At 67.0% G+C, this 14134-nt stretch carries 17 protein-coding genes; 7 read left to right on the top strand and 10 right to left on the bottom strand.

Annotation, left to right across the window (positions count from 1 at the left end):
- Nucleotide 1: 1 nt before the first annotated feature.
- Genes CFR71_RS00385 through CFR71_RS00405 form a run of 6 tightly spaced genes read right to left on the bottom strand, consistent with a single transcriptional unit; the run spans nt 2 to nt 4511 of the window.
- A complete protein-coding gene (locus CFR71_RS00385) occupies nt 2-481 on the bottom strand; it encodes a cytochrome c-type biogenesis protein (RefSeq protein WP_110525610.1) in 480 nt (159 codons plus the stop codon).
- The gene (locus CFR71_RS00390; RefSeq protein WP_110525613.1) at nt 478-1056 is read right to left on the bottom strand and encodes a DsbE family thiol:disulfide interchange protein; all 579 of its coding nucleotides are present in this window, start codon (nt 1054-1056) and stop codon (nt 478-480) included. Before CFR71_RS00390 ends, CFR71_RS00385 begins: the two co-directional genes overlap by 4 nt.
- Nucleotides 1053-3032 (bottom strand): heme lyase CcmF/NrfE family subunit, encoded by a 1980-nt coding sequence (locus CFR71_RS00395; protein ID WP_110525616.1) that lies wholly within the window; start codon nt 3030-3032, stop codon nt 1053-1055. The genes CFR71_RS00390 and CFR71_RS00395 overlap by 4 nt, the downstream gene beginning before the upstream one ends.
- A gap of 8 nt (nt 3033-3040) precedes the next feature.
- The gene (gene ccmE / locus CFR71_RS00400; protein WP_110525619.1) at nt 3041-3574 is read right to left on the bottom strand and encodes a cytochrome c maturation protein CcmE; all 534 of its coding nucleotides are present in this window, start codon (nt 3572-3574) and stop codon (nt 3041-3043) included.
- A complete protein-coding gene (locus CFR71_RS16335) occupies nt 3571-3726 on the bottom strand; it encodes a hypothetical protein (RefSeq protein ID WP_165832008.1) in 156 nt (51 codons plus the stop codon). The genes ccmE and CFR71_RS16335 overlap by 4 nt, the downstream gene beginning before the upstream one ends.
- Nucleotides 3723-4511, bottom strand: a complete 789-nt coding sequence (locus CFR71_RS00405) for a heme ABC transporter permease (RefSeq protein ID WP_110525622.1) — start codon at nt 4509-4511, stop codon at nt 3723-3725. The genes CFR71_RS16335 and CFR71_RS00405 overlap by 4 nt, the downstream gene beginning before the upstream one ends.
- Nucleotides 4512-4690: 179 nt before the next feature.
- On the opposite strand from CFR71_RS00405, the gene CFR71_RS00410 reads away from it, so the two are divergent.
- From CFR71_RS00410 to CFR71_RS00420, 3 genes are all read left to right on the top strand, one after another.
- Nucleotides 4691-4984, top strand: a complete 294-nt coding sequence (locus tag CFR71_RS00410) for a YciI family protein (protein WP_110525625.1) — start codon at nt 4691-4693, stop codon at nt 4982-4984.
- Nucleotides 4981-5415, top strand: a complete 435-nt coding sequence (locus CFR71_RS00415; protein ID WP_110525628.1) for an EVE domain-containing protein — start codon at nt 4981-4983, stop codon at nt 5413-5415. Before CFR71_RS00410 ends, CFR71_RS00415 begins: the two co-directional genes overlap by 4 nt.
- A 214-nt stretch (nt 5416-5629) precedes the next feature.
- On the top strand, nt 5630-6472 hold the full coding sequence (locus tag CFR71_RS00420) for an EcsC family protein (protein WP_110525631.1): 843 nt from the start codon (nt 5630-5632) through the stop codon (nt 6470-6472).
- A 79-nt stretch (nt 6473-6551) separates the two neighbouring features.
- Here the strand turns inward: CFR71_RS00420 and CFR71_RS00425 are convergent, their stop codons facing one another.
- The gene (locus CFR71_RS00425) at nt 6552-6743 is read right to left on the bottom strand and encodes a hypothetical protein (RefSeq protein WP_110525633.1); all 192 of its coding nucleotides are present in this window, start codon (nt 6741-6743) and stop codon (nt 6552-6554) included.
- Between the two features lie 14 nt (nt 6744-6757).
- Nucleotides 6758-7732 (bottom strand): 2-hydroxyacid dehydrogenase, encoded by a 975-nt coding sequence (locus CFR71_RS00430; protein WP_110525636.1) that lies wholly within the window; start codon nt 7730-7732, stop codon nt 6758-6760.
- Nucleotides 7733-7851: 119 nt separating this feature from the next.
- On the opposite strand from CFR71_RS00430, the gene aat reads away from it, so the two are divergent.
- The 4 genes from aat to CFR71_RS00450 all read left to right on the top strand — a co-directional run bounded on the left by aat (nt 7852) and on the right by CFR71_RS00450 (nt 10435).
- The gene (gene aat / locus CFR71_RS00435; protein WP_110525639.1) at nt 7852-8520 is read left to right on the top strand and encodes a leucyl/phenylalanyl-tRNA--protein transferase; all 669 of its coding nucleotides are present in this window, start codon (nt 7852-7854) and stop codon (nt 8518-8520) included.
- Nucleotides 8521-8590: 70 nt separating this feature from the next.
- Entirely contained in the window at nt 8591-9271 is a 681-nt protein-coding gene (locus CFR71_RS00440) for a hypothetical protein (protein WP_408891554.1), read from the top strand.
- A gap of 86 nt (nt 9272-9357) precedes the next feature.
- The gene (locus CFR71_RS00445; RefSeq protein ID WP_239020210.1) at nt 9358-9960 is read left to right on the top strand and encodes a hypothetical protein; all 603 of its coding nucleotides are present in this window, start codon (nt 9358-9360) and stop codon (nt 9958-9960) included.
- A 160-nt stretch (nt 9961-10120) separates the two neighbouring features.
- A complete protein-coding gene (locus CFR71_RS00450; RefSeq protein ID WP_110525642.1) occupies nt 10121-10435 on the top strand; it encodes a hypothetical protein in 315 nt (104 codons plus the stop codon).
- A 24-nt stretch (nt 10436-10459) separates the two neighbouring features.
- Here CFR71_RS00450 and CFR71_RS00455 read toward each other — a convergent pair whose 3' ends face one another.
- On the bottom strand, nt 10460-10960 hold the full coding sequence (locus tag CFR71_RS00455) for a peroxiredoxin (protein ID WP_207781307.1): 501 nt from the start codon (nt 10958-10960) through the stop codon (nt 10460-10462).
- 109 nt (nt 10961-11069) lie between these two features.
- The gene (locus CFR71_RS00460) at nt 11070-14126 is read right to left on the bottom strand and encodes a bifunctional [glutamine synthetase] adenylyltransferase/[glutamine synthetase]-adenylyl-L-tyrosine phosphorylase (RefSeq protein ID WP_110526541.1); all 3057 of its coding nucleotides are present in this window, start codon (nt 14124-14126) and stop codon (nt 11070-11072) included.
- Nucleotides 14127-14134 lie beyond the last annotated feature (8 nt).

Genomic DNA, 14134 nt, shown 5'->3' on the forward strand with positions numbered 1-14134 from the left:
CTCAGCGCGGTCGGGTCAGGTCGTCCAACCGCGCACGCTCTGCGTCGGTCAGGGGCGGGGGGGATGATGTCGTCCTGGGGCGGCGGAACGCGCGCAACGCCACCGCCACGCCCACCAGCAGCGCCAGCACGGGCATCAGCCACAGCAGCAGCGTGCCGGCCGTCAGGGGCGGGCGCAGCCGGATGAAATTGCCATACCGGTCCACCATCCAGTCCATGACCTGCCTGTTGCTTTCACCTTTGGCGACATGTTCGCGCACCACGTGGCGCAGGTCGCGGGCCAGATCGGCGCTGCTGTCCTCGATCGATTCGTTCTGGCAGACAAGGCAGCGCAGTTGCGAACCGATGGCCTCCGCGCGCTGTTCCTGCGCCGGATCGGGCAACATTTCGGACGGGTCATCGACCGCGCCCGCCACCAGCGGCGCCAGCATGAAGCACAGGGCCAGCGCGATCAGCGCGCGTCGCAGGATACGGACTGTCATTGTTTCAGGCGGTCCACCAGTGGCAGGATGGTCGTGCGGATCAGTTCCTCGGTAATCGGGGCGGCGGTGTGCCAGCGTATGATGCCGCCCGGCCCGATCAGGAAGGTTTCCGGCACGCCCGAGACACCCCAGTCAATGGCCGCAAGGCCGTCGCGGTCGGCCGCAATGCGGGCATAGGGATTGCCCGCGCGCTGCACGAAGCCCATGGCGTGTTCGGGCTTGTCCTTGTACGCGATGCCCCAGATCGGCACCTGTGCCTTCAGCGCGTTCAGCGTGGGCATTTCCGCCACGCAGGGAATGCACCATGACGCGAAATAATTGACCAGCACCGGCGTCTTCAGCGCCCGCAGGTCGGCCGCGCCAAAGCCCTGCGACGGGGCCTGGTCCGGCAGGTTGAAGTCCGGCACCGCGCGGTCGAGGACGGGCGCGTGAATGTCATGCGGATCGAAGGAGCCATGCGTCATGCCCGACAGCATCCGCCAGAAGGCCACGCCCGTCGCCCCGGCAAGGACAAGGGGGGTCGCCATCAGCAGCCGTCGCCGCGTGGGGGAGGAGGGGGATGTGTTTCCGCTCATGCCGATGTCACCATGTTCGCCGCCTGCGCCCGGCGTGGCGCGCCCACGCGCACCCGACGGTCCGACAGCGACAGGGCGCCGCCAATGGCCATGACAAGCCCGCCCAGCCACATCCACGGCGCCAGCGGGTTGTGATGCAGGCGCAGGACATAGGTGGGATCGGCATCCGTGCCATGCTTGTCGCCCAGCACGCCATAGGTGTCGGAAATCAGGTTGGTATGGATCGCGACCTCCGTCGTGGTCTGGTGCTGGCTTGCGAATGTCCGCTTGGCCGGATGCAGCGTCGTGATCAGGCGGCCGTTATGGCGCACCTCGATCGTGGCGATCATCGCGTCATAATTGGGACCCTTCGCATTGCGCACGTCCGTCAGGGTCCACGCATCGCCCGCCAGCATTTCGGTCTGGCCGATATGCACCTCGACAATGCGGTGGCTGGCCTGTGACATGCCGGCAAGGCCAAGGACCGTCACCCCGACGCCCGCATGCGCCAGCGCCGCGCCGAACACCGCGCGCGGCAGGCTGCGCGCGCGGCGGATGCTGGCGGACAGGGGCTGGCGGAACAGGCGCAGGCGTTCGATGACGTCGGTCGCGCTGCTGGCGATCACCCAGACCGCCATCGCGGTCGCAAGGATGGGCAGGATGTCGCGCATGCGCATGACCGCCACCACCAGCGCCACCAGCGACAGGCCGGCCGCCCACCACAGGCGGCGCAGGACCGGCCACATGTGCGCGCGCTTCCACGGCATCATCGGGCCAAAGCCCATGAACGCCATCAGCGGGATCGCCAGCGGGATGGTGGTCGCGTCAAAGAACGGCTTGCCTACTGAAATCGTCTTGCCGAACAGCAGGGACATGAATGGCGGATACATCGTGCCCGTCAGCACCACGGCGCAGATGGAGCACAGCAGGATGTTATTGAGCACCAGCAGCCCCTCGCGCGAGACGGGGGCGAACAGCCCGCCGGTCGTCAGCTGCGGCGCGCGCATGGCAAACAGCAGCAGCGACCCGCCGATGACCAGCGCCAGCAGCCCGAGGATGAAGATGCCGCGCGCCGGGTCGTTGGCGAACGCATGCACGGAATTGAGGATGCCCGAACGCACGAGGAACGTGCCAGACAGGGAGAAGGAGAAGGTGCCGATCGCCAGCAGCACCGTCCAGATCTTCAGCCCCTCGCGCTTTTCGACCACGATGGCCGAATGCACCAGCGCGGTGCCGGTCAGCCACGGGATGAGGGAGGCATTTTCCACCGGGTCCCAGAACCAGTAGCCGCCCCAGCCCAGCACGTAATACGACCACCATGACCCCAGCGCGATGCCGCAGGTCAGGAAACACCATGCCGCGACGGCCCACGGGCGCACCCACCGGCCCCATGCAGCATCGACCCGCCCTTCGATCAGGGCGGCGATGGCAAAGGCGAACGGCACGGCGAAACCGACATAGCCGGTATAGAGAATGGGCGGATGGAACGCGAGGCCGGGATCCTGCAGCAGCGGGTTCATGCCCTGCCCGTCCATCGGCGCGGGCCAGACGCGGGCAAACGGGTTGGAGGTCAGCAGGCAGAACAGTTCGAACCCCGCCGCGACCCCGCCAAGCACCGCGATCACGCGCGCCTGCAACGCCGATGGCAGGTTGCGCCCGAACAGCGCCACGGCGCCGCCGCAGATCGACAGGATCATCGCCCACAGCAGGACCGATCCCTCATGATTGCCCCACACGCCGGTAATTTTGTACAGCAGCGGCTTGTCCACCGCGCTGTTGGCCGCGACGTTCTGGACGGAGAAATCGTTGGTGATCGCCGCATGGATCAGGCAGGCGAAGGACGTGATCAGGCACAGCATCTGCCCCACCGCCAGGGCGGGGGCAAGGCCCATCAGGCGCGGGTCGCGGCGCTGCGCCCCGATCAGTGGCAGGATGGCCTGCCCGGCGGCGATTCCGCAGGCCAGCGCAAGGGCGAAATTTCCAAGTTCCGGATTCATGGCTGCTATCAGCTTCCGTGCTGCGTGGGACCGGACGTATTCGCGGACGCGTCCCTGGCGGTCATGGTGTTCCAGCTTGCGGCGTCGGGGGCCTTGCCGTAACGCGGGTCCCATTTGCCGGTGCGGCGCAGTTCCTCGGCCACTTCCTTGGGCATGTAGGTCTCGTCATGCTTGGCCAGAACCTCGGTCGCGCGCATCGTGCCGTCGGGATTGATCGTGCCCACGGCCACCACGGACTGCCCCTCGCGGAACAGGTCGGGCAGGATGCCTTCGTAACGCACGGTCACGGCATCCTGTCCGTCGGTGACGTCAAAGATCGCGACAGGCGTATCCTTCACCTTCTCGCGCCGGACGCTGCCGGCCACCACCATGCCGCCCAAGCGGATCGTGCGGTCCTTTGGCGGCGGTTTCGCATGGACCTGCGACGGCGCCATGAAAAAGACGATGTTGGAGGAAAACGCGTTCAGCGTCAGCGCGGCCGCCGAACCCAGTCCGATCAGGCACGCGATCACCAGCCACAGCCGGCGCGTCTTGCGCGTCATGCCCGCCGCCCTGCCGCGTTCGCGTTGCGTCCGGGGCGTTCGATCGTGGCAAGGCGCGCGCGGCGCAGGCGGATCGCGGCGTTAAGCGAAAGGGTCACGGCCACCACCAGCGTCAGGCCGTAGGCGGCGATGATATAGGGAAGATGTGTCATGCGGCGTTACCGGTGCTGGTGTCCTGGCGTCCCCGGTTCGCGGCCAGGGCGGTGCGGATGCGGCTTTCCATCACGGCGGCGCGCAGGCGCGCAAGCACGATGGCCCCGAATCCCAGCGTGAAGCCCAGCGTCACGATCGCCAGTGGCCACAGCATGGAGGTGGACATGGTCGGCGCGCCGGTGACGGTGATGCTGTCGGGCTGGTGAAGGGTATTCCACCACTGGACGCTGAATTTGATGATCGGCAGGTCCACCGCCCCGGCCAGCCCCAGGATCGCGGCGGCGCGGTAACCACGTTGTGGTTCGTCAAACGCGCGAATCAGGGCAATATGGCCAAGATAGAGGAAGAACAGCACCAGCACCGATGTCAGCCGCGCGTCCCAGACCCACCACGTTCCCCACATGGGCTTGCCCCACAGCGAGCCGGTGGCAAGGCATACGGCGGTGATGGAGGCCCCCACCGGACCGATTTCCACGGCGGCAAGATCGGCCAGCGGATGGCGCCACACCAGGGAAAGGAGCGAGCATACCGCCAGCGCCATATACCCTGAGGATGCCAGCCATGCAGTGGGGACATGCACATACATGATCCGCACGCTGTCGCCCTGCTGCCAGTCGGCGGGAGAGAAGAACAGTCCCCACACCAGCCCCGTGACGGACAGCAGCAGCGCGGGCCATGTCAGCCATGGCTGAAGGCGCGCGCCAAGCCGCAGGAAGCGGCCGGGGTTGGCATAGCGATGAAAGAGGTTGCCTGTCCGTGCGGTAAGGCTCTGCGTCGCGTTCAAGGTTAAGTCCATCCGTGCCGTGGGGGCACCCGTCAATAAGGGAAAGGGATCCGCAAAAAACCAGTCTCTTGGCACATCTGCGTGTGCATCTGTTTTCCTGCTCTACACTATCGTGTCAAAAAAGACACGGCCAGTCCTGTCCGGACAATGCGCGGGGCCGAGCCAAAGAGGAGAAAAGCATGCTGTTCGCGATTATTTGTACTGACAAGCCCGGATCCCATGAAACCCGTCAGGCCACCCGCACGCGGCATCTGGCCTATCTTGAAACCTATCGCGAACGGCTGGTCCAGGGGGGGCCGGTCCTTGACGCGGACAACCGTCCGTGCGGCAGTCTTCTGCTGATTGACGTGGCCGACCGCGCCGCGGCGGAAGGGTTCGCCGCGGGCGATCCGTATGCAAAGGCCGACCTGTTCGAAAGCGTCGTCATCCGGCCGTTCCGTTCAGTTTTTCGTGATGGCGCGCGGGTGGAATGAACTACTGGCTGATAAAGTCCGAACCTGATGCGTTTTCATGGGACGAACAGGTCGCCAATGGCGTGGAGCCATGGACGGGCGTGCGCAACCACCAGGCGAAAAAGAACCTGATGGCGATGGACGTGGGTGATCGGGCATTTTTCTATCATTCCAATGTCGGGCGCGAAATCGTGGGCGTGGTGGAGGTCGCGCGCGCGGCCTATCCCGATCCGACCGATCCGCAGGGGCGCTGGATCTGTGTCGATGTCCGCACGGTGGGGCCGCTGCCCCGTCCGGTCACGCTGGCGGAAATCAAGGCCGATTCCACGTTGGCGGACCTTGCCCTGGTGCGGCAGTCGCGGCTGTCGGTCGTGCCCGTGTCGCAGGCGCACTGGACCCGGCTGTGCCGGATGGGACGGTGGGCCGCGACCGATGCGACGGACGCGGCATGAGGCAGGCGGCGTGCAAAGGCACTGCGTCGCTTGGTGCGCATGCCGCCGTACTGTTGCGCGGTCAGGCTTTTTACGCGGGGCGGACCGGCGGCACGCGAATTGCCAAAGGCATGTTATGATGTTCAAAACCACCAGAACGGTCGGCGCGCCTGTCTCCTGACGCGGGACATGGGCGCGGGGACCGGCAGGCACCATCAGGCAAGAGGGCATTGCAATGAGTACAGGTACCGGAAGCGAGTTGGCGCCGATGGCATTGGACAGCGCGTCGATGACCGAACTCCAGCAGGCGCTTGAGCGGGTGGAAAGCGGGCGTGGGGTCATTGTCCGCCTTGCGGACCTGATGGGCGGCGCCGTTGGGCAGGCCGCGCGTCTGGGCATGCGCGGCCTCGGGCTGGCGCCCGCGTTCCAGACAAGGCTCCAGTCCGTGGCGGAAACCGCGATCACCCGTGCCTTTGACGTGGCGGTCCTGGGGATGCGCCCGACCGAGGACGCGCGCGCCGAACCCGGCGCCATGGCGCAGTGGCGCGATCCGGCGGTCCGCGCGGCGGTCGCGGTTTCCGGCGCGGTGGGCGGGTTTACCGGCCTGCCCGGCCTTGTGGGCGATGTCGGGTTCACCACCATGACCATCATGCGTGAAATCGCGCGCATCGCCCGCGAACAGGGCGAGGACCTGTCCACGGCCGACGCGCGCACCGCCTGTCTGGAGGTGTTCGCCCTGCGCGCGTTCCCGTTCGCCGCGCGCGATCCGGAAAGCGAACTGGGCTATTTCTCGGCCCGTGCGATGCTGCGGGGGCGTCCGGTCGTGATGCTGATCAGCGAGGTCGCGGCCCATTACGGGCTGGGCCTGTCGCGCAAGCTGGCGGTGCAGATGATGCCGGTGGCCGGCGCCCTGTGCGGCGCGTCGCTGAACGCCGCGTTCCTGGCGCATTACCGCGCCGTGGCGCAGGCCCATTTCACCATCCGCCGCCTGGAACGCGAATTCGGGCCGGAAGTGCGCCGCACCGCGCAGGACCTGCGCACCCATGTCGCGGGACAGGCGGAAACCAGCCAGCTCTGACCCCCGCGCGGGCATATCCGCCACCGGTTGCCCTGGCCCGGCTTGCCCTGGCCCTGCCTGCCCATGGCGGGCAGGGGGCCTACTTCGCGGGCGGAGCCGTCACGGGGGGCGGGGACGGGTCGCGGCGCAGGACTTGAAAGACGAGCGTCAGGACCGCGAAAAGCAGGTAGAACACTTCCAGCGTTTCGCAATAGCCGGCCATGTACGGGAAAATGAGTTCAACCCCGTAGCACAGCGCCGCGAAAATCAGGAATATCCCGGCAATTTCCATTGGAATGTTCCCCTTCAGCCCGTAACGGGCGTCAGCAGCGGACGGCCCTGCAGTGCCGCCTCGACATTGTCGAGGGCAAGCATCCCCATGTCGGTGCGTGTCTCCATGGTGGCGCTGCCGATATGTGGCGTTGCAAAGACGTTGGGCAGTTCCAGCAGGCGCGCGTCCGGCGTGGGTTCGTTGCGAAAGACATCCAGCCCCGCCGCCGCCAGATGCCCGTCGCGCAGGGCGGCGATCAGGGCGTCCTCATCCACCAGCGCGCCGCGCGCGGCATTGATGAAAATCGCCCCGCGCGGCAGCAGGCCCAGCATCCGCGCGTCGATCATCCCGTCCGATGCCGCCGATGCCGGCATGTGCAGCGACAGGATATCGCAATGCGGCAGCATTTCCTCGGGCGTTGCGAAATACCGTGCATCCTTTTCCTGCTCGGGCGGAAGGCGACGGCGATTGGAATACAGGACCTTCATGTCAAAGCCCCGCGCGCGCTGCGCCACCGCGCGGCCGATCCGTCCCATGCCGATGATCCCCAGCGTCTTGCCCGTCACGCGGCAGCCCAGCATTTCATCCATGGCCAGCCCCCGGCCCCACCCCTTTTTCATCAGGGCGAGGTATTCCGCCGCCCGTCGCGATGCCGCAAGGATCAGCATCAGCGCAAGGTCGGCATTGCAGTCGGTCAGGACATCGGGCGTGTTGCTCAGCGCGATGCCACGCGCGGCGATGGCGGGAATGTCGAGGTGGTCGGTGCCGACGCTGACGGTGGCGATGACGCGCACGGACGATGGCAGCCGCGCCACATCCGCCCCCCGCACCGGCAGGGAGGTGGACACCATGATGGCGTCAGGCTGGAACCGCGCCGCCGCGTCAAGCAGCCGGGCCGTCGTCATCTGTGTTTCGGGCACCGGGAAAACGGTAAAGTCCTTCTGCGCGCGCGCCATGACGGCTGGCGTCTGGCGCTGCGTCAGAAGCAGGCGGGGACGAGGAGAGGTCATGGTAAAACGTCTTCCCTTGCAGCAGAGTGGGAGATGGCCTGTTGCCTGTACGGCGGCCCCGGTCCTATGACGCGGTGCGCGGTCTGGAACCGGCGTAACGGGAGGGTTATCCGAAGAACATGACGGGTCAAGGGGAAGTGGTGGAGATCACGCCGGATCTGATGATCCGTGCCTATGCGGTCGGGCTGTTTCCCATGGCGCCCGACGCGGACGCCACGGAGCTGGAGTGGTACGACCCGCCGATGCGCGGCGTCCTGCCGCTGGATGCCTTTCATGTTCCGCGCAGGCTGTACCGGACCGTCATGTCCGGCCGTTTTGAAATCGTGTCCGATCGCGATTTCCACGCCACGATCGCCGCCTGCGCGCAGCCCGCGCCGGGGCGGGAGCAGACATGGATCAATGACCAGATCATCGACCTGTTCTGCCGGCTTCACGACATGGGATACGCCCACAGCGTGGAGACATGGCGCGACGGCAGGCTGGTGGGCGGGCTGTATGGCGTTTCCATCGGCGGGGCATTTTTTGGCGAAAGCATGTTCAGCCGCGAACGCGACGCGTCCAAGGTGGCGCTGGTGCATCTGGTGGCGCGGCTGCGGGTCGGGGGATACGCGCTGCTGGATACGCAGTTCGGCACAGCGCACCTTGCGACGTTTGGCGGGGTCGAGATCCCGGCCGCGGATTACAAGCACCGGCTGCGCCAGGCCATCGCGATGCCGGCGAGCTGGCCGGATGACGGGAAAAGTTCCCAAATCGTGGCAGCCATGCGTGCGATCCGCGCCGGAGGTTGACATGACCCGGTCGCCGGGTTTGGGTCAGCGCGAGATGACGATGGGGGAAGCCATGACAGATCCAGTGTGTATGCATGACGGCGCGGCCCGCATCCCCGCCGCGCGGGGCGGACGCGTGCGGCGGATGGCGCTGGCCGTGCTGGTGGCGTCCGGCGCGGGCTGCGGCATGGCATGGGCGCAGGATACGTCCCCGCCCGCTGTCCATCCCCCCCTGACCCCGACGCGCGACGTGCAGGTGGATTACGACGTGCAGCCCGACGGCGTGCCGGAACCCAAGAAGGTGCGGACATGGTTCGCCTATAACGGCGGCCTGATGCGAATCGACAGCCCGCAGGGAATGGGCGAGACAATTCTCAACCGCATGAACCGTCAGGTCACCATCATCATCAACCCGCAGAAGATCTACAGCCAGCTTGACGCCCGCTATGGCATCCGCAACCCGTTCCTGCTGGACCTGTCCATGTCGTTTTCGCGCAAGGGCACGTCCAGCGTGGCGGGCGTGTCCTGCACGGAATGGGACGTGCGCACCGATCAGGGCACGGCAGTCGCCTGCGTGACGGATGACGGGGTGATCCTGCGCGAAATCGGGGTCGATGGCGACGGGCTGAAGGGAAGGCTGGAGGCGACGCACGTTTCGTATGAACCGATCGCCGACAGCATGTTCCAGCCGCCGGCCGATTACCGGCGCGTCGATCCGCCCCCGCCGCCCGGCAGCCCCTCCGGCACCCCAAAGACATCGGAACAGAAATGAACATCACATCAGGGAAAGACCGTTTCATGGGATTTGCGCGTGGATCGATCGGGACACGGACGGGCAGGGGACGGACAGGCAGGGGGATGATGGGTATTCTCCTGCTGGCATCGGCCGTCATGGTCCATGGCGCGGCGCGCGCCGCCGATGCGGCGGGGGAAAAGCCCGCGGCGGCATCGGCGGGGGAAGCCCCGTTCGTCACGCCGCAGCATGATGTGGACGTGACCTATACGATCTATCCCCCCCATGACGCGCAGGCCACGATGACGCAGCGCATGCGCTGGTCCGAGGCGAAGATGACGCAGCGTATCGATCCGGGGAATACCGGCACGTACATGATTACCGATTACCGGGACAGGACCCTGACCGTGATCGACCCCGACCGGCGCATGAAAACCGTGATCCCCGCGCCGGGCGCGGCTTCGGTCGACCCCTCCCGCCGGGCGGAGGGATCGTGGCTGCGTACCGGCAGCGCCACGGTGGCGGGGCATGCCTGCACCCTGTGGCAGACCAGCGATACCGACCAGCGTCCAAGCGAGATCTGCTATACCGATGATGGCGTGATGCTGGAGGTCGTGCGCGACGGCAAGGTGATGGTGGAGGCCACAAGCATTGCCACCATCCCGCAGGATTCAGCCGTTTTCGACGTGCCGTCCGGACTGAAGGAAGTCCACGCCGCCCATCCCTGACCCCCTGCCTGCCGCGCATCGTTGCGCATTATGGCGCGAAAGGGGCGCGGGCTGCCTGCAAATCGCCATGACGGCACTGTTTCCTTGGTCCTGCGCCGTTATGGCGGGTCGTCACTGACGGCCCATCACTGGCGGCACGGACACAGGGAGTTTCAGGAACATGCGTGGTTTCATGCGGGCATTGATGGTTGCGCCAGTGGTGGGTGGGCTGATGTTCGCCCTTGCCCCCGCCGCCCAGGCGCATCGTGGCGCGGGGGACGCATTCGTGGGCGGCCTTGTCGGCGGGATGGTGGGCGGCATGGTCGATGGCGCCATCATGAATGCCTACGGGCCGCCCCCCCCTCCGCCGCCGCCACCGCCCCCTCCTCCGATGTATTATTACAGGCCGCAGCCGCAGGCCTATTACGGGCCGCCGCCGCCACCCCCGCCGCCGGGCCCTTACGGGGGTGGATATTACGGACCGCCGGGATACTGACGAAAGGCGTGACGGCGTAAGGGGTCAGCCGTCGCCGCGCAGGGCGTGAACCGCCTTCATCACCGCGGCGACGTGGCCCGTGACCTTCACCTTGCGCCATGCCTGCACCAGCCGGCCCTGCCCGTCGACCAGGAAGGTGGCGCGTTCGATTCCCATGTAGGATCGGCCATACATCGATTTTTCGATCCATACGCCATACGCCTCGGTCACCGCGCCGGTCGTATCCGACGCCAGCGGAAAGGTCAGGTGCTGTGCTGCAGCGAACTTCTCGATGGCGGGCATCGCATCGCGCGACACGCCGATCACGGTGACGCCTTCCCTGTCCAGCGCGCCGAGTTCCTCCTGAAAGCCGCAGGCTTCCTTGGTGCAGCCCGAGGTGTTCGCCTTGGGATAGAAATACAGCACGAACGGCTTTCCGCGCAGCATCGACAGGCTGACATGGCGGCCGTGGCTTGCGGGCATGTCGAAATCGGGGACGGGCGCGCCGGGTTCGGGAAAGGTGGGAAGAGACGTTTCGTTCATCATGGAATGCCTTTGGGAAATATCGCGCGGGACAGGTCGGGGCGCCCGCGCATCATGTCCTGCCGTTTGTGTGGGGCTTTGCGCGGACGTGCAATATCTTCATGCTGCGCGATCAGGTGGCGGGGATGTCCTGCGCGGGTGGCAGGGGGGCGATCAGGCGGCTGAACGCGTCACGCACATGACGGGCCATGTCGTCCATGCGGGCCAGCATGTCGGCCTCGCTGTCGGCGGCGAGTTCGCGCTGCATGATTTCCATCGCGGCGGGGGGCAGGCGGTCGGGGATTTCGGTGCCCATCAGGATGCGCAGCATGCTCTGCGCCGAACGCCAGAACAGGTCCGCGCGGCGCAGCATCCGCGCGTCAGTGGCCGACAGCATGCCCGCGCGCGCCAGCCGCGTGAACGCGACGCGCGTGCAGGTGGAACGCGCATCATGCCGGGCGCACAGCAGCTGCAGTCCCTGCGCGATGAATTCCACTTCCATCAGGCCACCTGCCCGGCGCTTGATATCCCATGGCCCCTGCGGCGGCAGTTCGCGCATCAGGCGCACCCGCATCGCCCGCACGTCCTCGCGCACCGTGTCGGCGGGGATGTCGCGCCCGCTGTCCGCGTCGCCATCCAGCGCCACGTCGATGGCATCGCGCAGGCGGCGGGCCAGCGCGGGCGGCCCGGCGACGACGCGCGCGCGCGTCAGGGCCATGCGTTCCCATGTCCATGCCGATTCCGCGTGGTAACGCCGGAACGACGCCAGCGACACCGCGACCGGTCCCTTCGATCCCGACGGGCGCAGGCGCATATCCGCCTCGTACAACGGTCCTTCGGCCCCCGGCGCGGTCAGGGCGGCGATGAAGGCATGCGCCAGCCGCACGAAATAGGTCCCGGCCCCCAGCGGGCGCGCGCCGGGCGTGCGCGCGTGACGCGGCACGACGCTTTCCATCACGTCGTCGGGATGGTCGAACACCAGCATGAGGTCGAGGTCGGATCCGGGCATCATCTCCCGCGATCCGGCCTTGCCCATCGCCACGACCGCCATCGCGCCGCCCGGCACGTGGCCGTGGCGCGCGCGGTGTTCCGCCGTGACCGTGCGCAGGAGGCCGCGCATCACCGCATCGGCCATCGCGGTGCGCACCCGCGCGGCGCGGTCCTCGGCCATGCGGTGTTCAAGGCGCGCGACGGACAGGCGGAATTCCTCCCCGCAGACAAATCCGCGCAGGACCGGCAGCAGGCGTTCGGTGCCCATGTCCTGCGCCACGTGCTGGCGCACCAGCGCCACGGCGGCGCGCGCGGTGTCATCCGTCGCCTCCGTCGTGCTGGCGTCAAGCAGGCCATCCAGCGCGGAGGGCGCCTGCGCCAGATGGTTGGCAAGGAAGGGGGAGCAGTCCAGCACGGTCATGATCCGGTGCACCAGCGCGGGATTGCGTTCCAGCAGCGAAAGAAACTGCACCCCCGCCCATTGCCGTTCCAGCAGCGTGTCGAAACGGCGCAGCACCGTCAGCGGATCGCGCCGCATCCCGATTTCGCGCAATATCCCGGGCAGCAGCCGGTGCAGCAGCATGCGGGCGCGGTCCGAGCGCAGCGCGCGCAGGCGGTTCGTGTTCCACCGTTGCAGGATGGCGCGGGCGGTATCGAGGGTATCGGCAGGGAAACCGGCCTGTTCCAGACGCTCTCCCACTTCCGCGTCATCGGGGGCGATGGTGTCGCCGGGGTGTCCCGGCTCTGCGAACTGGCGTTCGAATATCCGGCGCGACTGGCACATGCCCGGCACGATGGCGTGGGCGAGGGCAGGGCCGTCCGCCGCGTTCATGAATATGGCGAAATGATCGAATCTGTCGGGCGTTTCCGGCAGCCGGTGCGTCTGGTGGTCGGCACGCATCTGCAGCCGGTGTTCGACCTGCCGCATCATGTGATAGTTGCGAGACAGGATTGTGTGCTGCGCATGCGAAATCAGGTCCGCCCGCGCCAGCCGGCGCAGCGCGCCCAGCGTGGTGGGATCGCGCAGGTCGGGCCTGCGGCCGCCCCAGACCAGTTGCAGCGCCTGCGCTACGAACTCCACCTCCCTGATGCCGCCCTGGCCCAGTTTCACGTCATGGCCCAGCAGCCAGTCGCGCATGGCGTCGTCGGGGGCGGGATTTTCCCCACAAAGCGCCAGCAGTCCGCCTTTTCCGGCATTCCGGTGGCGGTCGATGCGTGCTTTCATGTCATGGATGTCGTCGATGACGGCGAAATCGAGGTGCCGTCGCCATATGAAGGGGTGGATAGCGGCCAGGAAACGCTGTCCCGCCGCGATATCGCCAGCGACGGGGCGGGCCTTTATCATGGCGGCGCGTTCCCATGTGCGCCCCATGCTTTCATAATAGGTGATCGCCGTGGGGAAGGACACGGCCATGGGGGTGGCGGATGGATCGGGGCGCAGGCGCAGGTCGGTACGGAAAACGTAACCATCTGCATCGCGTGCTTCCATCAGGCCGACAAGGTCGCTAGTCATGCGCACGAAGATACGCCGCAGGTCCTCGTGTTCGGGGTGGCAGGCCGGGTCGTAAAGGACGATCAGGTCGATATCGGAGGAGTAGTTCAGTTCCCGCGCGCCCAATTTTCCCATGGCCAGGACGACAAAGCCGCTGCATCGCGCGGGGTCGTCCGGGTCAGGCAGAACCAGATGGCCTGTATCATGGGCCATGCGCAGCAGATGTCTGACCGCGAGATGCAGCGTCGTCTCGGCCAGATGGCTGAGGGCGTGCGTCACCTGCTGCAGCGACCATGCGCCCCCGATATCGGCCAGCGCGATGGCCAGCGCCGCATGCCGCTTGGCCGTGCGCAGGACATGCGCGATGTCGTGGCGGGGCTGCTGTGGCGCCTCGGCGCGCAGGTCGGCCAGGATGTCGGCCATCACGCGCTCGGGGCCTGCGCGCAGCAGGCGGGCGAAGGCATCGGCGTCACGTCGCGCCAGATCGGAAAGGTAGGGGCTGTTTCCCCCCATCGCCCGCACCATCGCCGCCACGGTCGGGACCGACAGCACCGCCGTGTCCAGCCCATGTCCGGCCATCGCCTTTTCCAGATCCTCGTGCAGGTGCCCCGCCGCCCGCGCGTCGGCCGCCGCGGGCCATGCGCAGTCCCGCCATCCGGGATGGATCTCTGCGCGATGGGTGTCTGGTGTGACGGGGCGCTGGGACATATGGGACA

This window comes from Novacetimonas pomaceti, assembly GCF_003207955.1.
Lineage (GTDB): Bacteria > Pseudomonadota > Alphaproteobacteria > Acetobacterales > Acetobacteraceae > Novacetimonas > Novacetimonas pomaceti.